The organism is Maribacter sp. HS (assembly GCF_048059195.1).
Classification (GTDB): Bacteria; Bacteroidota; Bacteroidia; order Flavobacteriales; family Flavobacteriaceae; genus Maribacter; species Maribacter dokdonensis.
In genome coordinates this window covers 117368-139654 of record NZ_JAYLVV010000006.1, presented here as the reverse complement: position 1 = coordinate 139654, position 22287 = coordinate 117368, and the positions used below count along the sequence as shown (strand labels likewise).

At 35.7% G+C, this 22287-nt stretch carries 24 protein-coding genes; 13 read left to right on the top strand and 11 right to left on the bottom strand.

The features are described from left to right. Nucleotides 1-126: 126 nt before the first annotated feature. The 10 genes from VBZ51_RS15515 to VBZ51_RS15470 all read left to right on the top strand — a co-directional run bounded on the left by VBZ51_RS15515 (nucleotide 127) and on the right by VBZ51_RS15470 (nucleotide 9126). The gene (locus tag VBZ51_RS15515) at nucleotides 127-1146 is read left to right on the top strand and encodes a hypothetical protein (protein ID WP_416577525.1); all 1020 of its coding nucleotides are present in this window, start codon (nucleotides 127-129) and stop codon (nucleotides 1144-1146) included. A 189-nt stretch (nucleotides 1147-1335) separates the two neighbouring features. Further along, nucleotides 1336-2385 (top strand): NERD domain-containing protein, encoded by a 1050-nt coding sequence (locus VBZ51_RS15510; RefSeq protein ID WP_416577524.1) that lies wholly within the window; start codon nucleotides 1336-1338, stop codon nucleotides 2383-2385. 33 nt (nucleotides 2386-2418) lie between these two features. Beyond that, complete coding sequence (locus VBZ51_RS15505) at nucleotides 2419-2874, top strand: DUF2750 domain-containing protein (protein WP_416577523.1); 456 nt, start codon at nucleotides 2419-2421, stop codon at nucleotides 2872-2874. Between the two features lie 99 nt (nucleotides 2875-2973). After that, the gene (locus VBZ51_RS15500; protein WP_416577522.1) at nucleotides 2974-3672 is read left to right on the top strand and encodes a ZIP family metal transporter; all 699 of its coding nucleotides are present in this window, start codon (nucleotides 2974-2976) and stop codon (nucleotides 3670-3672) included. A gap of 208 nt (nucleotides 3673-3880) precedes the next feature. After that, entirely contained in the window at nucleotides 3881-4219 is a 339-nt protein-coding gene (locus VBZ51_RS15495) for a hypothetical protein (RefSeq protein ID WP_416577521.1), read from the top strand. Between the two features lie 79 nt (nucleotides 4220-4298). Continuing rightward, on the top strand, nucleotides 4299-5153 hold the full coding sequence (locus tag VBZ51_RS15490; RefSeq protein WP_416577520.1) for an HAEPLYID family protein: 855 nt from the start codon (nucleotides 4299-4301) through the stop codon (nucleotides 5151-5153). A gap of 463 nt (nucleotides 5154-5616) precedes the next feature. Then, the gene (locus VBZ51_RS15485; protein ID WP_416577519.1) at nucleotides 5617-6009 is read left to right on the top strand and encodes a group III truncated hemoglobin; all 393 of its coding nucleotides are present in this window, start codon (nucleotides 5617-5619) and stop codon (nucleotides 6007-6009) included. 491 nt (nucleotides 6010-6500) lie between these two features. Then, nucleotides 6501-7136 (top strand): transglutaminase-like domain-containing protein, encoded by a 636-nt coding sequence (locus tag VBZ51_RS15480; RefSeq protein ID WP_416577518.1) that lies wholly within the window; start codon nucleotides 6501-6503, stop codon nucleotides 7134-7136. A 135-nt stretch (nucleotides 7137-7271) separates the two neighbouring features. After that, a complete protein-coding gene (locus VBZ51_RS15475; RefSeq protein WP_058106098.1) occupies nucleotides 7272-7811 on the top strand; it encodes a hypothetical protein in 540 nt (179 codons plus the stop codon). A gap of 655 nt (nucleotides 7812-8466) precedes the next feature. Beyond that, nucleotides 8467-9126 (top strand): hypothetical protein, encoded by a 660-nt coding sequence (locus tag VBZ51_RS15470; protein ID WP_416577517.1) that lies wholly within the window; start codon nucleotides 8467-8469, stop codon nucleotides 9124-9126. Here the strand turns inward: VBZ51_RS15470 and gldC are convergent. Beyond that, a complete protein-coding gene (gene gldC, locus VBZ51_RS15465) occupies nucleotides 9123-9464 on the bottom strand; it encodes a gliding motility protein GldC (RefSeq protein ID WP_058105349.1) in 342 nt (113 codons plus the stop codon). The genes VBZ51_RS15470 and gldC overlap by 4 nt on opposite strands. After that, the gene (gldB, locus tag VBZ51_RS15460; RefSeq protein ID WP_416577516.1) at nucleotides 9465-10442 is read right to left on the bottom strand and encodes a gliding motility lipoprotein GldB; all 978 of its coding nucleotides are present in this window, start codon (nucleotides 10440-10442) and stop codon (nucleotides 9465-9467) included. Nucleotides 10443-10512: 70 nt separating this feature from the next. Here gldB and nadE point away from each other — a divergent pair, with 70 nt between their 5' ends. Beyond that, nucleotides 10513-11301 (top strand): NAD(+) synthase, encoded by a 789-nt coding sequence (nadE, locus tag VBZ51_RS15455; RefSeq protein ID WP_416577515.1) that lies wholly within the window; start codon nucleotides 10513-10515, stop codon nucleotides 11299-11301. A 164-nt stretch (nucleotides 11302-11465) separates the two neighbouring features. Beyond that, nucleotides 11466-12095, top strand: coding sequence for a response regulator transcription factor (locus VBZ51_RS15450; protein ID WP_058105367.1), 630 nt, complete (start codon nucleotides 11466-11468; stop codon nucleotides 12093-12095). 71 nt (nucleotides 12096-12166) lie between these two features. Here VBZ51_RS15450 and dnaG read toward each other — a convergent pair whose 3' ends face one another. After that, a complete protein-coding gene (dnaG, locus tag VBZ51_RS15445; protein WP_416577514.1) occupies nucleotides 12167-14152 on the bottom strand; it encodes a DNA primase in 1986 nt (661 codons plus the stop codon). A 60-nt stretch (nucleotides 14153-14212) separates the two neighbouring features. Between dnaG and VBZ51_RS15440 the strand changes: the two genes are divergently transcribed. Next, entirely contained in the window at nucleotides 14213-14455 is a 243-nt protein-coding gene (locus VBZ51_RS15440; protein WP_416577513.1) for a zinc-ribbon domain-containing protein, read from the top strand. 63 nt (nucleotides 14456-14518) lie between these two features. Here the strand turns inward: VBZ51_RS15440 and VBZ51_RS15435 are convergent, their stop codons facing one another. The 8 genes from VBZ51_RS15435 to VBZ51_RS15400 all read right to left on the bottom strand — a co-directional run bounded on the left by VBZ51_RS15435 (nucleotide 14519) and on the right by VBZ51_RS15400 (nucleotide 22283). Beyond that, nucleotides 14519-15592, bottom strand: a complete 1074-nt coding sequence (locus VBZ51_RS15435) for a hypothetical protein (RefSeq protein WP_416577512.1) — start codon at nucleotides 15590-15592, stop codon at nucleotides 14519-14521. An 86-nt stretch (nucleotides 15593-15678) separates the two neighbouring features. Beyond that, on the bottom strand, nucleotides 15679-16428 hold the full coding sequence (locus VBZ51_RS15430; RefSeq protein ID WP_416577511.1) for a hypothetical protein: 750 nt from the start codon (nucleotides 16426-16428) through the stop codon (nucleotides 15679-15681). Beyond that, a complete protein-coding gene (locus tag VBZ51_RS15425; RefSeq protein ID WP_416577510.1) occupies nucleotides 16415-16978 on the bottom strand; it encodes an RNA polymerase sigma factor in 564 nt (187 codons plus the stop codon). The genes VBZ51_RS15430 and VBZ51_RS15425 overlap by 14 nt, the downstream gene beginning before the upstream one ends. 123 nt (nucleotides 16979-17101) lie before the next feature. Further along, nucleotides 17102-18079 (bottom strand): polyprenyl synthetase family protein, encoded by a 978-nt coding sequence (locus VBZ51_RS15420; RefSeq protein ID WP_058105343.1) that lies wholly within the window; start codon nucleotides 18077-18079, stop codon nucleotides 17102-17104. 337 nt (nucleotides 18080-18416) lie between these two features. Further along, nucleotides 18417-19460: a 23S rRNA (adenine(2503)-C(2))-methyltransferase RlmN gene (gene rlmN / locus VBZ51_RS15415; protein ID WP_058105342.1), complete on the bottom strand. Its 1044-nt coding sequence runs from the start codon at nucleotides 19458-19460 to the stop codon at nucleotides 18417-18419. Between the two features lie 101 nt (nucleotides 19461-19561). Next, nucleotides 19562-20611, bottom strand: a complete 1050-nt coding sequence (gene queA / locus VBZ51_RS15410) for a tRNA preQ1(34) S-adenosylmethionine ribosyltransferase-isomerase QueA (RefSeq protein ID WP_058105341.1) — start codon at nucleotides 20609-20611, stop codon at nucleotides 19562-19564. 79 nt (nucleotides 20612-20690) lie between these two features. Further along, entirely contained in the window at nucleotides 20691-21920 is a 1230-nt protein-coding gene (gene aroA, locus VBZ51_RS15405) for a 3-phosphoshikimate 1-carboxyvinyltransferase (RefSeq protein WP_416577509.1), read from the bottom strand. Nucleotides 21921-21956: 36 nt separating this feature from the next. Further along, on the bottom strand, nucleotides 21957-22283 hold the full coding sequence (locus tag VBZ51_RS15400) for a nucleotide pyrophosphohydrolase (RefSeq protein ID WP_071340171.1): 327 nt from the start codon (nucleotides 22281-22283) through the stop codon (nucleotides 21957-21959). Nucleotides 22284-22287: the final 4 nt, after the last annotated feature.

Genomic DNA, 22287 nt, shown 5'->3' with positions numbered 1-22287 from the left:
TCTAAAAATCCTTTCGAGTTTTCAGCTTGCTGTTTACTTCCAAAATCCGTGACACCACGCCCAACTGTTTAGAACCTAAGCCGTTGCCACTAATTTGAACGAAATAAAAACCAACCAACAAAAAGAATGAAAAAATTAATACTTCTGTTTACAGTAATTAGTCTTATTAGCTGTAACTCTCATCTTGACAAATCGATTTTTGAACCTTTGACTGTTAATGAACTTAAAAAATCAATAGATAAAGATTCGTTATTCAAAAACACATATGAATATATTGTTTATGTCAGAGACACAATCTTAAAAACGGATATGGAAAAAGTAAAATTTGCTGATTTAACTTACAAAGAAGTGTCTGACTTTGCAAAATTTTCTTCAGACACAGTATACTTTAAACCCATAAATGAGCGTATTGAAAGAGAATGGAAAGAAAAATATGGTATTTACGAACAAAAAGTTGACTCAATTTCAAATTATTGGAAAAAATATAAGGAAGAAAACTCTTTAGACCAATACGTCAAAGTTGAACTTGCAAAAATTGATAAAGAATATTACAGCTACTCAGTTGGAATAAGAAGTGTAAATCTCGGATTCAAACTAACACCTTTAAAAGGTAAAATTGACCAAATAAGGTTTGGATACAAAATTGAGGCAAAAATTAATGAAAAAGACGAAGAAGACCGATATACATCAATTTATTCAGCATTAGATAAATCTTGGTGTTTAACGACAAGTCCATTTTCAAAACCTATTGTGAGATATTGGGAAGCGAGCTATAGTAATGAAAAAATTCTTAAAAGTAAAACCTTAGAAACGTTCAACAGAGATTATAATATTCATATAGAAATAGATGAAATAAGAAAAGACGGAGCTAATATAAGTGATGATAATTTGAATATTCCTGAGTCTATTTCAGACTACTGGAAATACGAGAATAAAGAACTAGGTGATGACTTTTTGTACTTTGGTGAGAATATGTATATCGAAGACGTGGTTAGCGAAATAATAAATAAAAAATATACAAGCAAGTTCGATTTTAAAAATCAAGAGATTAATAAAATTTTGAAAGAAAAAGACCTTTTGACTTATGAATTTAAAGAACTTGCTCCTTTTAAATTTGAATTATTGAAGTATTCATTAATTAGATAAAAAACTATTGGCAACAAAGAACTGAGGTGAAAACCAAACAAATCCTTCTTTAATCTGAGATAATATTTTCTAAGCTCATAAATTCTAAAATCAGATTCTAGAGCTTAACTATTTCAAGTATATTCAGTTTATTTAATAAACAATTAATCAATTGTAATTACGTTATCGCATATTTAAGAATTTTCCTAAATGGCAAGAATACATAGAACCATAGAATCATTAAATTCTCTTAAATATGAGTTAGAAAGTAGAGGTATTACTAGATTTAAATCTGTTAAAGAAATTAAAGAATTTTTACAAAAATTTGATTCTGAAAAACTAAAAGTTCTTAATGACACTAAAAACGAATTAGAACAAGAATACCATAATACCTGTCTTCGTCTTAAAGAAAATACCCAACAAAAAGTTGAATTAAGCAGCTTAGCGACAGAAAAAATAGATAGAAAACTTACAAATTTACAAGCAAAAATTGATTTAATTCAAAAAAAGAGCAGTTTTAGTTTTTTAAATAAAATACTATCAAGCATAAAACTTTACAATTTAAAAAAACAATTCATTGTACTTAATGACAGAAAATTCAAATTGCTCTTTAAAGTTGTTCAACCAATAGCCCAGAAAATTAAAATTGACCAACGTTTTTTAAATGAATACGAAAATGATAAGCAATTGCTGATCGAAAAAAGAGCTAAACTTAAAATTGAAGAATTAGAGTACACTAAGAATGTTTTAGAAGATTGTAAAAACCTTATTTCTGGAGCCATAGGGGAAAACTTGGTGGTAAAAGAAATTAAAAAACTTTCTGACGATTTTGTTTTAATCAATGACTTCAAATTAGATTTTTATCCACCGATATTTTACAAACAACAAAATGAGATAATTTCCTCCATACAAATAGACCATCTTTTAATCTCAAAAGCTGGAATTTTTATAATAGAAACAAAAAACTGGAGCAAAAAGTCAGTCAACTCTATTAGTTTAAGATCACCAATTGAGCAAATCAGAAGATCTAATTTTGCTCTTTACATATACATCTCAGAAAATATATCATTAGCTGACCATCATTGGGGAGAACAAAAAATTCCGATTCGCAACCTCATAGTAATGATCAACAACAAACCAAAAGCTCAATTTAAGTATGTTAGCATCAAACTACTTAATGAATTAAATGATTATATAAATTACTTTGACCCTATTTTAACCGAAAATCAACTCAATAAAATAACATCCCATTTAGTTTAGTTAAATTCGCAAATTTCCACACTAACCCATCACATGACACAAGGCTCAGATATTATTGCAAACAGGTACAGAAACTTTATTAAAACCGTTTGTGAAACAAACATTGTTTATGCGCTGCAAAACCATGAAGGCTTTGCCATGGCAAGTTCTGTGCAATATGGTGACGAGTTTGATCAACCTGTGGGCATTCTATGTTTTTGGGCCATACACGGCAGGGCAAATTCTTGCATTATTAACCAATGGGCAGACTACCGCATTACCGAAATTTCCTTAACCGAATTTATTGAAACCTGGGGCGTAGGCATGGAAAATGACGGTATACTAGCCGGTATTGGGTTTGACCAAAAAATGTTCGGCTATGAAGCCAAACCTTTAGATTTACTCCTTGACCTGGTAGCTGAAATAAAAGCGAGAAAAAAGAACATAACACTTCAAAAATTCGAAAATCTTGCCGATTTAGAACAACAGGCAAAAATTGCCAATAGGTAATATTTTGCGTTAAAAAATCTTTTTATCAAAGTATAGATTACCCCTAAAGGTTCTTAATTTGCCGCTACACCGCAAAATTCAACCTTACTCGTAATCGTCATGATGACCGCCATTGTTGTTCTCATTGTATCTGGAGCCCTTATCATAGGTGCGCTTTGGGGTCTGTACGGAAATTTATCCAAACGTTTAGAAGGCTTTTTAGTGGCGCTTGCCGGTGGGGCGTTATTGGTGTCCGCCTTGTTGGAATTAATTTATCCCGCACTTGAGAAAAACTCCGTACCCATTGCACTATCCACGGTTTTTGTAGGTGCCATAACCTTTACCATTTTAGATTATTGGGTGAAGGAAAAATGGAACTCACAAAGTGGCGGCGGCTTACTTGCTGCCATTACCTTAGACGGCATACCTGAAAACTTGGCATTGGGCGTGTCTTTAATTGGCGCAAGTCCGTTATCCATCGCGGCATTATCGGGATCTATATTATTGTCCAATTTACCCGAGGCGGCAGGCGGCGCAAAGGAAATGGCTGAAAATACCGATTCTAAAAAGAAGATTCTTTGGCTATGGATCGGCACTGCACTGATTTTATCGGTAGCAGCCCTACTTGGGCACTATCTACTTGCCAACCTACCTACCGAATATTTGAACTACATTAAATGCTTTGCCGGTGGTGCCGTAGCGGCATCTTTAGCTTTAGAGGTTTTTCCAAAAGCGTTTAAAGAAGATAAGTATTGGACAGGTTTGGCTACGGCCATAGGTTTGGTTTTGGCGCTATATTTAAATACTTTGGGGGAGTGATTTTCATATTTCCGTAAAACTTCAGATTAATACTATCTGAAAACCTTTAAATCTAAAAATCGAGAAAATTAATATAATTGGAATTTCGAAATATATTTTATTGAACAATCCAGCGTTATTAATACACCCAAGAATAAAATAATATTATTTTTGCATCGTGTTATCTATATTGAGAAATAACTTTTTTAGCAAATTCTTTTGGCTCTTCATGGGTTTATATATGCTTAATATAAGTGTGGATACAGCCGACCCCAACCCACAACACATTCCTGAAGATTTGACTTTTAACGACCAAGAAAGTATTATTGAAGTTATCTTGGAACAAATTCTTGGCTATGAGAATGCCATACAAGAATATGATGATAATGATACCGAGGATCATAATACCAAAAAGCCCAATTTAAAAATAGATTTGATCAATCATTTATCTAAAGTTGATCATCTTGCTATTGGATTTCTTAAACGTTCCGGCAATAATTTTAATGACCGTAACAATGCTATTTTAAAGGGTTTCTACGACCTTGATATTCCGCCACCCAAAATTTAATTTGTTTTTCATATAGACATAATCCTATCGCATTTGTGGTGATAGGAGCACTTTACTATACATTAAAATCAAATTAAAAATGAAAATTATAAAATATTTGATGCTAATATTACTATTGGCATCACCTGCATATTCAATTGCACAAACTAATATAACTGAAAAGGATAGCCTTTTCATAATACAAAAAGACGACAGTAAAAAACCGGCAAAAGTATTACATGCCGAACCTCTATATATAGATTTAATACGAGATCTTGGAGCCCGAAAAGGTGAAAAAGAATGGAATTTAGGTTTAGGACTTACTGACAACTTAAGCTTTGATTCTTATGAAGCCTTAATCGAATACGAATGGGCCCCCATGGATAGGTTAGGTTTAGAGGTTGAACTACCTTTTACATTTTATACTCCTATAAACGGTACAGCTAAAGCGTTGGTTCCATCCAATCAATTAAACAGTATTAAAGTTGCCGCTCAATGGTCCTTTTTTGTAAATGAACGTGCCAAGACCTCTATGGCCTTAGGATACATTAACGAGTTTGAACTGTCTGACTTTAAAAATTTTGGAGACCCATTGATTAAAGGCAATGTATATAATCCGTTTTTGGTAGTTGCCAAACGTTGGGGAGATAATTTTCACAGTTTAGTATATACAGGCCCCATGATCGAACAGAATTTTATTACCGATAAATTCCATACGACCTATGACGTCAATACTAGTTTTCATTACATGATACCCAATACCCGTAATTTTATAGGTATTGAATTCAATAAAACTTTTGATGATGGAGATTTTGATATGACTATGAGACCTCAAATGCGAGTGGGTATCGTAGATAATCTAATGATCGGTATTGTAGGCGGTATTCCAGTAAGTAGAGAAAATGAGCGCCTTAGTTCTTTTTTAAGGCTAATCTGGGAACCTAAACATAAGTAACATTAATAATAATTTTGTGTATTGCAGATAACCAACAAGCTATTGCCATTGGTGTATCTGCAGTACGCATTTTTGTTTCTTATTCTTAAGCTGTTCTTGTTACCTGCTTACCCAAAGCACTTTCTTTAATTAGTTTATTTCAAACAAAATGATATAGAAGTACCATTTCCACACATCTATCCTAGGATAAAACAATGATAAACAATAGATGGTTTTTTAAAGACAATTTAGGGCATGCCATTATCATAACTTAGTCTTGAAGTTCCTTTTAAAAGTGAATCGATTACATGTATTTTAGGTATTGACAGTTTGCTACACCACCTGAAGTTATTAGATTATATTATCGACCCACTTGCTGCATTATTTTCGGTAAAAATAGGTTAACCATGTTCGGCTTTACTTTTCTAACTTTGAGGATTTAGTAAGGAGTATCTAAATTACTAAGGATTCTTAAGTATCGTATATGACCAAAATTACAAATAGAGATGATGTTAGCCTGCTAGTGCATACGTTTTATGATAAAATAAGACAGCACGAATTGCTGGGACCTATTTTCAACGGACATATTACCGAAGAACAATGGCCGGCACACCTCAGCAAACTCACCAATTTTTGGGAATCTAACTTATTTGGGGTACGCACCTTTAGAGGAAGCCCCTCCAAAGCTCATGTGAATGTTGACAAAAATCTAAACCATACAATTTCTCAAAATCATTTCGCACAGTGGTTACAACTTTGGTTCGAAACTATCAACGAACTCTTTGAAGGTGAATTAGCGGACAGAGCTAAAGAAATGGCACGCCGTATGTCTACAGGGCAGTATATTCATATTTGGCAAAATAGACCGAGGGAATAGTTCTCAGTGTTTTAGTGAATTAGTTTGATAGTGAAATAGTGAATAGTTGCTACGGGCTACTTAAATATCAAAATTTTAGCAGCTAAATACGATTCAATCAAAATAAGTCTATTCTCTATATTCTATTTTCTCTATTCTAACTTTAAACTTCGCACTTAATACTTTGTACTTATTACTTAATACCGATTCCAAGCTTCTGATAAAACAAGTCTATTCTCTATATTCTATGTTCTCTATTCCAATTTTAAAATTCCTACTTAATACTTTGTACTTATTACTTAATACTGATTCCAAGCTTCTGATATAACAAGTCTATTCTCTATATTCTATTTTCTCTATTCCAATTTTAATATTCTCACTTAATACTTTGTACTTAACACTAGCTTTGAGCGCTTTGCGTTCGGCGTATGGCGATTTACCCTTAACGCTTAAAAATTTCTTACCTTAGTCTTTGGCGTATAAATGGATGTATACTACAAATGCTAAATGCTATGGATTACCTTTCCCCTACTTACTTCTTTGATTTTGAGAGTGAAGAAATTCAGGCGATTATTTCAGAATTTAAAGATGCTTCTTTGTCACAAAAAGAAATAGCCATAGCCTTATACACCAAGGTGAGAGACCATTGGCGCTATGACCCCTACAACTTAAGCTTTAACAAGGAGAAATACAGAGCCAGTGAAATTGCGAAACGCAGCAAAGGGCACTGCGTTGACAAATCGATCATATTAATTGCTTGTTTACGTGCCATGGGCATACCGGCAAGAATACATTTGGCGAAAGTTAAAAACCATATTGCGGTGGACCGCTTAATTGAAAAATTTGGATCCAACGAATTAACTCCCCACGGTATGGTAGATGCTTTTATAGCAAACAAATGGCTTAAACTCTCCCCCACTTTCAATGCCTCTTTATGCGAAATGCTGCATGTTTCCCCTTTAGATTTTGATGGCGAAAATGATGCCATTCTACAGGCTTTCAATAAAGAGGGTACCCAGTTTATGGAATATTTGGAAGATTATGGTCATTTTGAAGATGTACCCGTAACATTTATGGCACAAAATGCCCGTGAACACTACCCCAAAATATTTGATAACGGTACCAACCAGACCGAGTTTCAATTGTAAGTTTAACAAACTTTAATACTTAAGGACCTAACGGTATCAACAACGAATTACTATTTGTAGTACATTCGATTTCAAATTTTGTACACTTTGAAGAACATCACTTTACTACTGACTCTACTCTTTTTATCGGCGACTATGATGGCGCAAGAACCCATGGTTTGGAACCCGGATTATGAGCTGCAACTGACCGATTATCAATCTGCAGAATCCGAAATTAATGCTAACCTCACCTCCTATTCCATATATTCAGGTGCCAAAATAGACTTCAGCTTTAACATGAATTCGGTCTCGTTTATGTTCACCAAGAACTTTAATGACAAGGTAAAGGCCATTTTTCAAAAAAACCTTGCTGTTTTAGTAGCCCCGGACACCTTGACCGCCAATCAGCTATTACAATTTGGACGCTACGATTTTGACCTAGTAGAGCTATATGCAAGAAAAATAAGGAAAAAGATATACGAGGAAAAAGGTGCTTTTAGCGACTCCAAATTATTTCAACCTATTTTTAACGAGCTACAGGAAGAAATGAATACGGTAAGTGCACAAGTCTTTAAAGCAACCGATTTTGGAAAAGATGCAGAGCTCCTTTTAAAAGAACACAACAAAGTCATAGATGGCATAAACCAACTCTCTGACTTCTGTATGACCTGTAAGCCCAAGAAAAACAGGAAGTAGTTGATGGTTGTCCGTTGATGGTTGTTTAAACGCTGCGCGTTTTTTGTACTAAGTATTAAGTACATAGTACTAAGTTGTAAAACTGTTATCGGGATTCTTTGCGTGTTCCAAACCTGTTCTCGATACATTTTCTTTTAGAAAATACTCGAACTGACATAGATAGATAATTTCAACAGCTTACCATGTCGCGAGAGCTCCTAGCAATACCATTTACATTTACTTAAAACCTAATACTCAGTATATCTCACATTACACCTTCCTGTCAGTTCGAGTGGATTTCGAGGCACGAGGAATTTGTATCGAGAACCCTCGCGTGTTCCAAACCTGTTCTCGATACATTTTCTTTCAGAAAACACTCGAACTGACATTGATAATTTCAACAGCTTACCATGTCGCAAGAGCTCCTCGTAATGACATTTACATTGACTTAAGACTTTATATTTAATACATCTAACTACGCACCTCTTACTTAAGACTTTGTACTTATTACTCTGTACTTTCTACCTCCTACTTTTTACTTAATACCCTTTACTTAAGACTAAGTACTCTACTCTTCCCAACTTCAACTCAGCACTCAAATACCACAATTGAGTAGTTATATTTATCTCAGCAACACTAATTACTCCATCTTTGGGTAACGAAAAACCGACCGACCATGGAAAACATCATTAGCATCTTCATCTTCATTCACGCCTTTTTTGGCGGTATAGGCCTTATAACCGGTATTGCAAGTATTATAGTCAAAAAAGGGCAAAAGAACCATAAACTATTGGGCAAATGGTTTTCTTGGTCTATGATCATTAGCTCCGCCATTTCTCTAGTAGTAGCCCGCATGCCCAACCACATGAACACCTTTTTATTCTTGATCGGTATTTTCACCATTTACATGGTCCTGGCCGGTAATAGGGCACTAACCTTTAAATCGACCAAAAAAACAAAAGCCAATTATACCGATAAGTTGGTTTCAGGAATTATGATCCTATCTGCAATGCTGATGATAGCATTTGGAATTATAGGACTTATACAAGGGTATAACCAAAGTATCTTGTTCTTGTTCTTTGGTTGCTTTGGACTATTTATGCCTTATGGAGATTTTAAATTGTATAGCACCACATTAGAAAACAGGAAGCTTTGGCTCATAAACCATTTAAGCAGAATGCTGGGTGCACTTATTGCATCGGTAACAGCATTTATTGTAGCCGGTATGCACCAAGATACCCTTTGGGCGTGGATAACACCGTCCGTTTTAGGAACTGCCTATATTATCTACTGGATCAAAAAAACAAAGGGAAAAAAGAAATTGAAGTCCGCTTAACCTTGGTCTTTTAAATTAAGGTTCTCTGCGAAATAATCACAGAAATCCTTCATGGTAGCCGTCATTTTCTCGTCTTGCGTTGCTTTTAAGAAAGTTTCCGATAACGAAACCAATGTTTGATGAAAGAATGTTTTCATTTCATCTACCGGCATATCCTTGGTCCATAAATCGATCTTTAAAGATTCTTGGTTTTTACTATCCCAAACGGATAACAACATTGCCTTTGCCTCTTCATTCTCAATACCACCGTCTTGTGCAGACCAGTTTAATTTTTCAGGAACTCTATTCTCATCCAATCCTACGCGCAACGTAATTTCTGAAGTATGTAAATCTGCCATTTAATTTCTTGGTTTGTAATTTGATTTCTTAAATATCTCTTCTGCAGGCATGGTCATCAGTTGTTTTACATCTACATCATTATTCTCCATAAAGGCACGTACAATTTGCCATCCTACAAATCTTCCTAATTTACCTGGCGATTCATTGTCCAGTTCCAATCCAAATTTTGAGAAAGGGGCGGGCTCTAAAAACCGTTGGTTCAATTTATTATCTGTACTGTACAGGTATTCATTCTCTATAAAATTTCTCCACATAGGTTCTTCATTGGCAAAAGCCCAATCCAAATCCTCTTGTGAATAGCCAATTTTCTTGCGATCATCTACATTGGGCATAAGCACATCCTTTAAATACAGTTCTTTACCAAAATAGATTATACGGGCAAGAAATGTTCGCTCCCTGGGTCTTGGCACTACCTGTTTTGCAAAGGAACTTGCCACATCGCTCACCAAAAAGTTGCGATCCAAGGTATGCGCTATATAGCGCTGAAAACCGCCGTAATACTTATGCTCTGGTCCTAAATAATTATCAAGGCTTATGAACAACAAACTATCGGTCAAAATAATCCTGTTGTTGTAATCGACATCATTGGTAACCGTAATTACCTTTGGCACTGTATATTCCGGAAAATAATATTTGATATGTTTAAACAACTGTACCAAACCTTCTTCCTCATCTTCAAAACTACGAAAGGCGTTACCCACTTCTTGAAATAATTCAATTTGAAGGGAATCATTCATTTTGGCGATCCAAACACTATCGGGAGCCGGAAATAAATACGGATACATTTTACGCAAACCTGGTAAACCCTCTTCTCCCGAAGACGCAAATTCACGATCAAAACGTGCTATTTTAAGGTCCATAGGTACGGCTGCAATCTCTTTGGCCACCTTATCGCTATCATTACAACTAGAAAGAATGACAAAAACTGATAATAGTATAAAAATAGGTTTGACCTTGGCAAGTATTTTACAATACATTTTATTATTCACAGTGTTCAACTTATTTTTAAGGCAAAGTTAATTGATTTTACTAAATAATTAGAGCGGTATGCAAACTGAAAAGGTAATTGAACACATTGTAAAGTGGTTAAAAGATTATGCTGTAAATGCAAAACAGAAAGGTTTTGTCATTGGAGTATCCGGCGGAATTGATTCTGCGGTTACTTCTACCCTATGCGCAAAAACAGGTTTAGACCTGCTTTGCCTAGAAATGCCCATTCACCAAGCCGAGAACCAAAGTGACCGTGCTTCTAGACATATTGATTGGTTAATAGAAAATTTTCCCAATGTTAGAAGACAACCCGTAAACCTTACCCCGGTATTTGATAGTTTGGTGGCCGCACTGCCTGCAGTAGATAATGAAGAGGATAGGTTTATGTCATTGGCAAATACAAGAGCAAGATTGCGAATGACCAGTTTGTATTATTTTGCCGCGCTTGAGCGCTATCTTGTAGCAGGAACCGGAAATAAAGTAGAAGATTTTGGTGTTGGTTTTTATACCAAATACGGTGATGGCGGTGTAGACCTTAGCCCTATAGCGGATTTAATGAAAACCGAAGTGTACGATATTGCTAAGACTTTGGGCGTTAATAAAGAAATTATTGATGCCGCACCTACGGACGGACTTTGGGGAGATGATAGAACCGACGAGGATCAGATCGGCGCATCTTACCCTGAGCTAGAGTGGGCCATGAACATGAAAGACGAAGGAAAGACCATAGCCGATTTTGAGGGTAGACAAAAAGAAGTATATACGATTTTTACGAGGTTGAATACTATGAACCAACACAAAATGTCACCTATACCTGTTTGTGAGATTCCTACAGAGTTAAAATAACAACTCAACTAAGAATCAATGTATTAAATCGAAAATAAAGATGAAAATTATACGTTAATAATAAAAAAATGCAACTTTGGCTTCTAATTTAGAATTTTAAGCCTTACATTGCATGTTGTCTTTTCAGACAAAATAGGTTTTGAAATCTATAAAAAAACAAATTAATGATCAAAGTTTTAATAGCGGACAATCATCCTATCATAAGAATGGGAGTTAGGAAGGTTCTAGAATCCGCTGAGGGCTTTGAACTGATCGATGAGGTAGCTACTACCGAAGAGCTGTTCGAAAAACTCAAAGACACAACCCCCGATGTGGTCATGTTAGAAATGGATATTCCGGAAATTAACGGAATAGCGGCATTACGCAGAATCAAGAAAGATTACGCGGACGTAAAAGTCCTTATGTACAGCGGTCAATCTGAAGATGTATATGCCCTAAGTGCCATTAGAGCCGGTGCTTTTGGATATTTATCCAAATCATCTGGTGTAGAATATATTACTGCAGCAGTGACCAAAGTAAGCGAAGGAAGCATGTTCATTACAAATGAACTTGCACAAAGACTTGCTTTTGATGAAGGAACTAAAAAACCAAGAAGGTTCTTTAGAAAACTATCTACTAGAGAAATTGAAGTGTTAAAGCTTTTAGCTAGTGGTAAGCGCAACAAAGAAGTTGCTTTAGGTTTAAACCTAAACGAAAAAACAGTTAGTACCTACAAAGCTCGTTTAATGAAAAAATTGAACGTAGATAATATGGTAGATTTATTACAACAAGCGAAAGCATTGGAATTGTACTAAATTCTTACAACTGAATAAAATAAAAAAGACCTGTTTTAAACAGGTCTTTTTTTTATGCTATCATTTAAGTTTTATGACAAAACCCTATTTAATTTCTGATTCAATAACTTGTTCAACTGAATATAGTTCATAATTTCCTCTAGCGCTTCCCTATTGTCCTTATCTGCTTGTTCCGTGGTATGCTGCAAGGCCGTCATCCTCTTTTTGATCAAAAAACAGCGCAAGGTCAAAATGGTTTCACTCACTAATTGAGACACGCCTATTTCTTTCTTTTTTGGATAAATATCTTTACGCTCCCAGTTATGCAGGGCATAACGCTCTTCTTCCATTAAAATAGAAGATATTTGATTTGCCATTTCTTGATCTAATCCGTTAACAAAAGTGGTGATCGAAAAATCGCCCTCTTCATTCAAGGCTTCAATCAATTTGCCATACATCTTTCTAAAATCTTCATTGGCCAACTCTATTTCATCTTCTTGTAGATCTAGATATATTTTCTCGTACACCTTTATCTCCATTGATTCTGGCTCCAATTCCAAGTCTCCGGCGTCGTTTTCCTTTAACACCAAATCTTCAAACTCTTCTATATTGCTACCGTACAACATTAGGGACTCTATAATTTTGCGCTCTAACACATACTGTACATCAACTTTTTCCGGTTTTTGCTCATCTGTATTGCGTACTACATCAAAAGCCTTAGGCTCTTCTTTCTGCTGCTTCTTAAAATCTTTCTCTCCCTTTTTATCTATCTGCGCCAAGGTATTGAACAAGACAGCTTCTGAGATATTCATGATCTGTGCACACTCTTGAATATAAATTTCCTTTTGTATGCGATCCGGGATCTTGGAAATACTGTTTACGATATCCCTAACAGTATCTGCTCTTTTAATAGGATCATTATCCGCTTCCTTTACCAAAAGCGAAGCCTTGAACTGAATAAAATCTTTGGCATTATCACTTAAGTAAGCCAACACATCATCTAACTCATTATTCTTTGCAAAGCTATCTGGGTCTTCACCTTCTGGAAACGTACAGACCCTTACGTTCATACCCTGTTCCAAAATAAGGTCAATACCCCTTAACGATGCCCGTAGACCAGCCGCATCGCCATCAAACAATACCGTAATATTCTTGGTCAACCTATTTATGAGCCTAATCTGCTCTGGCGTTAAAGCCGTACCACTAGAAGACACCACATTCTCTATACCTCGTTGTGCAAATTGAATAACATCCGTATAGCCTTCAACCAAAAAGCAATTATCTTCTTTTGCTATGGCTTGCTTGGCATAATAAATACCATACAACACCTTACTCTTATGATAGATGTCACTTTCGGGCGAGTTCAGGTATTTGGCCGCTTTTTTATCGTTCGTTAAAATACGCCCACCAAAACCTAAAACACGTCCGCTTAAGGAATGTATAGGAAACATGACCCTGCCCTTGAATCGATCAAATTTTCTAGCTCCGTTTGGGTTGTTGGGATCATCCTTTACAATGGTAAGTCCGGTTTTTTGCAGGTAATCTAACTTATATCCTTTATCCAATGCGGCCGTTGTAAAGCCGTCCCATTGATCTAAACAATACCCTAATTCAAATTTTTTGATGGTCTCATTCGTAAAACCACGTTCTTTAAAATACGTTAGCCCAATAGCCTTACCGAGCTCGCTCTCCCAAAGCATTTCCTTAAAATGGCCTTGAGCAAATTCTGACACCAAATACATGCTTTCACGCTCATTTGCCTGCTCTTTTTGCTCATTGGATTGCTCTGTCTCTTCTACCTCAATATTATATTTCTTAGCTAAATACTTAATAGCCTCTGGATAGGTAAAATGTTCATGCTCCATTAAAAAAGCAACTACATTACCGCCTTTGCCGCTACTAAAGTCTTTCCAAATTTGCTTTACGGGAGATACCATAAAGCTAGGTGTACGCTCATCACTAAACGGACTTAAGCCTTTAAAGTTGGAACCCGATTTCTTTAACTGTACAAAATCACCAATAACCTCCTCTAGGCGAGCAGTTTCGTAAACTTGATCTATGGTTGTTTTTGCTATCATGAAAATCTTGCTAAAAGCTGGAAATAATTTTACGTAAATTAGAACATCAAAAATAGCAAAATGATTCTATTCTTTGGCACCAGACCAGGAAAGCCGGTAACTAAAAATCTTTTTCATAGCACTTGTCCTTATTGCCAACAAAAAGGAACGTTAACAGCGTTTACCCAAAAGAATTACTTCCATATATTTTGGATCAAGCTTTTTAAAATTTCCAGTACCACTACCGTAGAATGTAGCCACTGCAAACGTGGATATTATGAGCACGAGTTCACCGAAGAAATGAAAGCCAATCTAGAGAATTAAAAAAGCTGTAGCACCTTTTTTAAATTGAAGTACTACAGCTAATTTGATTGATGAATTTCTTAATTAAAGATCAAACCTAAGACCTAGAGAGATGTTACGTTGATCTACCGCCGCATCTTTGAATATGGGATTAAGATCATACTTTACATATAATAGCACCCCATCTACACCAGCATAGGCACTTAAACCATACACAAGATCATTGGTATTATAACTACGCTTTAATTTGTCTTTTACCTTTTCGCCATCAATGGTATATTTTAATTTTTGACGCGTTCCTAAATTGAACCCTGCATAACCACCCAAACCAACTCTAAATTTATTATGTAACGAGTACCGCATGGTCTTATCTGTGGTAGTTAGCTTTGACGGACCAAATTCAAAATGCATAGGAAATACTAAATTATCCATTCTAAATTTCGATTTATCCAAATCATATTCAAATTCTTGAAGCTCAGACTGACCGTTATCCAATGACACCAAGTACTGATTATCCTTTGGTTTTAAGCCATTAAATTGAAATGAAAACCCATAGTTGAACCTTAGGAAATTTGTATTCTTAAACACCCTGGTGCGCCATTGCCATCCCATTTCAAAAAATCTACTTCCACCAATTTTATAAGGAGAATCATTTAAGGACTGCCCTTCTATAATTGCATTATTTAAACCAACGGCCAAAACAATATCAGAATAGGTTCTTCTATCATAGACCGGTTCTTTTCTATGCCTATTTTCATTGATACGTATTCCAAACAGTTTGTCATCATCATCCCCTATTCCCAGTTCAAAAGCGAACTTATAATTTAAGGTATCCAATTCTTTGACCTCGCCGTTATTTCTTTCCAAAAGGGATATTTTATTATCGATAATAGCGATTCTCTCCTCTATATTAAGTGCTCTTTTTTCTGCAGCCTTCATCTTTAAGGCATTGGACTCTTGTTCAGTAATTTCACCATTTTCCAATTGTTTAACTATTTCAGCAATTTCGAATTTTAAGGCTTCCTTTTCTTGTCTAGTTATACTAAGCTTTTGCTCTTTTAAAATTTCTACTTTTTCTATATAATTATCTTGAGCCACTACACTTTGCATTAATAAAAGTGTCAAAATGGCTACTAAATACATGGTAATTGTTCTCATTTCTATTTTGATTTTTTTGATGAATAAACTCCGCTCCCTGTCCTCATAGTATTTTATAGAGATAAGGAAAAACGATTTGTGATTGATTAATTATTGCGGTCTGCTACAGCAGTACGCACTTTTATAAAACCGGCTTTTAGGGAATCAAAAATTTGGTCTCGGAAGGATTGATCAAGTTCATCCTCAACCTCTGTCAACAAAGCCATAGCATCAACAGATTTATCTTTATTAAATATTTTATCTCTTAAAATTTCATCTTGGGCACGTTTCAATAATGAATCTACCTCGGCATCGGTCACTGTACTGTTTTGTTCCAGAACGGTTACTTGCGCAATAACATCGGCCACTTTAGAATTTATAATATCATCGGTCACCACTAATTTCTCAACAGATGTACTAGTTGGTACTTGGTTTACCGCGACTTCAATTTCATCTTTTAATACTAAAGGCTCTTGTTCTTTAATTAGTATATTTTCTTCCTCAACCACCTTCTCAATGCTAGTTTCAGTTTCCGAATGTGCAACCACCTCTACTTCCTCTTTACCTACAGGCAAAACATCTTTTACAAGAACTTCTTTTAACGTACGTTCTTTCTCAATGTCTACAATTTCTGTTGGCATTTTGGTAGCTGCAGTATTGCCATTAAAGTAGAACATTGCAATACCGATCAACACAACAATACTTGCCGCAATACCCATCCATAGATATACGGGTTTCTTTTTAGCATCATCATCATTTAATTCTGATGCAATTTTTGACCACGCATTCGCCGATGGCTGAATTTCGCGCTCTTTCAACATGGTCTTAATATGTTTTTCAAATTTATCGGTTTCCATACCCTATAATATTTTGTTGCCTTAATTGATCTTGAAGCAATTTTCGGGCTTTTAATAATTGTGTTTTTGAAGTGCTCTCGGTAATCGATAGCATTTCTGCAATTTCTTTATGCTTATACCCATCTACGGTATACAATACAAAGACCATTTTATAACCTTGGGGCAACTTGTCTATCAATTGTTGAATATGCTCTGTATCTAAATCAGTACTCTGCGAAATCTCTTCCGACTGATTTTTCTCGTACACCTCATCATCATACACGACAAATTGTTGTTTTCTTAAATAGGATATGCTTTCCCTGATCATGATCCTACGTAACCACCCTTCAAAACTACCTTCAAACTTAAACGTATCTAACTTGTTGAACATTTTTAAAAAACCCTGCACCATTACATCTTCCGCAAAATGAACATCTTTTATATACTGACGACAAACGCTTAACATTTTTGGCGCATGCTTTTTATACAAATGCTCTTGCGCATCGCGGTTGCCCGATGACGCTTTTTTTATGAGTTGGCTCTCGTTTTTATAAAAAGGTATAATTTTCAAAATATTGGTTTGGTCTTCTATTTACATAGACGCCGAAGAATGAAATATAGTTGCCTGAAAAATAAAAAAATTCAAAATTATTTTTCAATATACTGATTACCAGTTGTTTGATTTGTAAAAAAATTACTTTTTACGATCAACCACATAGTTGACCATGAGCTGCAAAGCACTTTTATAATCGGATTCTGGGTAGGTGTCCAAAAGCTCGAGGGCTTCATTTCTATACTGTAGCATTTTACTTACCGCATAATCCAAGCCACCTTTTTCCTTTACAAAGGCTATGACCTCTTTTACCCGCTTTTTGTCCTTATTATGATTCTTGATGGAATTGATTACCCAACTTTTCTCTTTTTTAGAACAATGGTTAAGCGCGTAGATCAATGGCAAGGTCATTTTCTGTTCTTTGATATCTATACCGGTTGGCTTACCTATTTTTTGACCACCATAATCAAAAAGATCATCTTTAATCTGGAAGGCCATACCACACAACTCCCCAAATTTTCTAAACGTTTCCACATCTATGCTTTCGGGCTTTACAGAACATGCACCCAACGAACAACATGCCGCTATTAAAGTGGCGGTCTTCTGTCTAATGATATCATAATACACCTCTTCAGTAATATCTAAACGTCTAGCTTTTTCTATCTGCAGCAACTCGCCCTCACTCATTTCACGAACGGCAACAGAAATTATTTTCAGCAGATCAAAATCTCCATTATCAATAGAAAGCAACAAGCCTTTTGAAAGCAGGTAGTCTCCCACTAAAACGGCAATCTTATTTTTCCATAGGGCGTTTATAGAGAAGAAGCCCCGTCGTTTATTACTCTCATCTACTACATCATCATGCACCAATGTAGCCGTATGTATCAACTCGATTACCGATGCACCACGATAGGTACGCTCATTTACTTCGCCATTATTTAACAGCTTTGCCGTTAAAAATACGAACATAGGGCGCATTTGCTTCCCTTTTCTATTTACGATGTAATGGGTAATTCTATTGAGTAACGCAACCTTAGAGGTCATTGAATCTCTAAACTTAGACTCAAACAACTCCATTTCCTGATAGACAGGTTCCTTTATTTGTGCTACAATTTTCAGGTGCTCCTTCTTAGAAGGCCTAAATTAGGCAAAAGCTAGGAAATAACAGTAGCCGGAAGGAATTTTAAGATTATTGGTTGATGGAAAAAATAAACTCAAGTTCAAGTTCAAGTTCAAAAATGCTTTTGGCTATAACGCTTCGCGTTATGTAGAATAAAGATATTATATCAGCAATTGCTCTAGTAATTCGTATTACTTAATACCTTTCATTTCTAAAGCTTAGTTGTGCTAAATAATTTATCTTCTAACAAGTCTATTTTCTATACTCTATTTTCTCTCTTCTAACTTAATACTTAGTGCTTTTCACTTTGTACCTCGTACTTACTACTTTATACTTCTAACTTTTATTCGCCAATTGCCCACATGCGGCATCAATATCCTTTCCTCTAGAACGACGAACGGTTACGGTGATATTATTACGCTCCAATGAATTTACATAGCGATCTATTGCTGCATTAGATGCTTGCTTAAATTCACCGTCATCAATAGGGTTGTATTCTATAAGATTTACTTTAGAAGGCGCAAAACGGCAAAACTCCACTAATGCATCTACATCTTTTTGAGTATCGTTGATGCCTTCCCAAACCACATACTCATACGTAATTCTACTTTTTGTCTTTTGGTACCAGTACTGTAGAGACTCCCTTAAATCGCTCAAGGTAAACTTAGCGTTAAAGGGCATTATTGACGTACGAATTTCATCAACAGCTGAATGTAAAGAAACCGCCAATTTAAATTTAACTTCGTCATCGGCCATTTTTCGGATCAATTTAGGCACACCAGAGGTGGAGACCGTAATTCTCTTTGGAGACATGCCCAGCCCATCTGAAGAGGTGATTTTATCAATAGCCTTTAATACGTTATTGTAGTTCATTAAAGGCTCTCCCATGCCCATAAAAACAATATTGCTTAAAGGTCTGTCAAAATACAATCTGCTTTCATTATCAATAGCGACAACCTGATCATATATTTCATCGGGATTTAAATTTCGCATTCGTTTTAAACGTGCCGTTGCACAGAACCTACAATCTAAACTACACCCTACTTGACTGGACACACAAGCAGTTGTTCTTGATTTTGTAGGTATTAAAACAGACTCTACAATTAAATCGTCATGCAAGCGTACGGCATTTTTTATAGTACCGTCACTGCTGCGCTGCATTTGATCTACCTTAATATGGTTAATGACAAAATTGGCTTCTAACATTTCCCTGGTCTCTTTTGATAAATTGGTCATTACATCAAAAGAATACGCAGCTTTTTGCCATAACCACTCGTAGACCTGGTTGCCACGAAAAGCTTTGTCACCATTAGAAACAAAGAACTCCCTAAGCTGCTCTCTCGTTAGTGCCCGGATATCTTTTTTCTTTATTTCTTCCATCTATTAAAGGTAGGTATTACTGGTGATAAAAATCCCGCTTTGTCAATATGTAGATAAAGCGGGATTAAAAAATTTTCCTTTTTAAAAAGGATTATATCAACTTATATGATCAACATGGCATCACCATAAGAGTAGAACTTATAGCTTTCCAATATTGCTTCTTTATATGCTTTGTTCATTAGATCATGACCCATAAATGCAGATACCATCATCAACAATGTTGATTTTGGCAAATGGAAGTTTGTAATCATGGCATTTGCAATACTAAAATCATATGGAGGGAATATGAACTTATTTGTCCAACCCTCATAGGTATTCAATGTCTGCTTAGACGACACTGCACTTTCCAAGCCACGCATTGCCGTAGTACCTACTGCACAAATACGACGTTTTTTCGCTTTTGCATTGTTTACGATCTCTGCAGCTTTTTCATCAATGAACATTTCCTCACTATCCATTTTATGCTTAGAAAGATCTTCTACCTCAACTGGGTTGAATGTACCTAAACCTACGTGCAAAGTCAACTCGGCAAAATCTACACCCTTAATTTCTAAACGCTTCAACAAATGTTTAGAAAAGTGCAAACCAGCAGTTGGAGCAGCCACAGCACCTTCATGCTTGGCATAGATCGTTTGGTAACGATTTTCATCTTCTGGCTCAACATCTCTCTTTATATATTTTGGTAACGGAGTTTCTCCTAATTCCCTTAATTTTCTTCTGAAATCAAGGTAAGCACCATCATATAAAAAACGTAACGTTCTACCTCTAGAAGTAGTATTATCAATAACTTCTGCTACCAAGGTTTCATCATCACCAAAATATAGTTTGTTACCAATACGTATTTTACGTGCAGGATCTACAAGAACATCCCAAAGGCGTTGCTCTTCGTTTAACTCACGTAAAAGAAAAACCTCAATACGAGCTCCTGTTTTTTCCTTGTTACCGTACAAACGGGCAGGAAATACTTTTGTATTGTTAAGAACCATGACATCACCTTCATCAAAATAGTCGATCATGTCCTTGAACATTTTGTGTTCAATTTTTCCGGTATCTCTGTGGATGACCATTAACTTAGACTCATCTCTATTTTCAGATGGATGCTCCGCCAATAATTCTTTAGGAAGCTCAAAATTAAAATTTGATAATTTCATGTAGCTATTATATTTAATGTAGCAAATTGCGGCTGCAAATATACAATCTGCAGATAGGCCTTGTCAAGTAAATCCTTAATTATAATTCCTTTATACCGAAATCCAATTGTTTTAGGTCGTTCCAAAAATCTGGATATGACTTAGATACCACCTCTGCATCATTAACAATAAGTGTAGTTTTCATGGCCAATGGAGCAAAAGCCATTGCCATTCTGTGATCATTATATGTGTCTATAGCAATATCTTCTAGAATACCTACAGATGGTATTATGGTCAACGTTTTATCTGTTACGGATATGTTTGCCCCTAATTTGGACAGTTCTGTATGCAAAGCCTCTAAACGATCCGTTTCTTTGATCTTTAACGTGTGCAGTCCGGTTAAATAACAACCTACCCCCAAACCAAAGCAGGTAACCGCAATTGTTTGGGCTATATCTGGAGCATTTGCCAGATCAAACTCATTCTTAGCTTCTATCTTTTTATCGGTCTTTTTTAAAGTAACCGTATTATTGTCAAAAGTAGTCTCCACACCAAATGAAGTATAAATACTGGCAAGTACGCTATCTCCTTGAAGACTTTCTTTTTTATATGCCGATAAAGTAATTTGCGTTCCTGGTGCTGCCAGTGCACAAATACCATAAAAATATGAGGCAGAACTCCAATCTGATTCTACCACCAATGTCGTTGGTGCTACTTTTGCCTTTGGCGAAACTTTAATCAGGTTACCCTCAAAAGAAGTTTCCACTCCAATTTCCTCTAACAACGCCAAGGTCATTTTTATATACGGTACTGAGGTAATTTTACCGATTAACTCTAATTGAAGTCCGTTCTCCAAACTTGGAGCAATCAACAATAACGAAGAAATATATTGGCTACTTACATTTGCCGGCAAACTCACTTTATCTTTTACAATATGCTGTCCTTTAATTTTTATGGGAGGATACCCTTCATCTTGAACATAAGATATTTCCGCTCCCAAGGTTTTTAAAGCTTCTACCAAGATTTTTATGGGTCGCTCCGTCATTCTTTTAGAACCGGTAAGCACTACTTCCTTACCTGCCTGTGATGCAAAATATCCGGTTAAAAAACGCATGGCGGTACCTGCATGATGAATATCAACCGTACCTTCTGAAATTTTCAATCCTTTTGCCATTACCTGGGCATCATCAGAATTGGAAATGTTCTCAATGGTTATATCAGAAAACAATGCAGCCAATAATAAACTACGGTTAGATTCACTCTTTGAACCTGTTATGGTAATCGTATCGTTAAGCGTTGTATTGGACGGACCTGTCAAGTGAAGTTTCAATGCGTATCTTTTTAAAATAGAACAACAAATATAAGCCTATTTCAACTTTTTATTGTTGTGATGACGGTCATGATCTCGCTTTGTTTTTAAATCTAACTTTTTATCAAAAGCTTGTTGCAAATCAACACCTGTTTGATTGGCCAAACATAGCACTACGAACATTACATCTGCCAATTCTTCGCCCAGATCTTTGTTCTTATCAGACTCTTTTTCACTTTGTTCACCATAGCGTCTAGCGATAATTCTAGCCACCTCGCCCACTTCTTCGGTAAGCTGTGCCATATTGGTTAATTCGTTAAAGTAGCGAACTCCGTGCTCCTTGATCCAGTCATCAACTGCTTTTTGTGCGTTTTCAATGTTCATATTA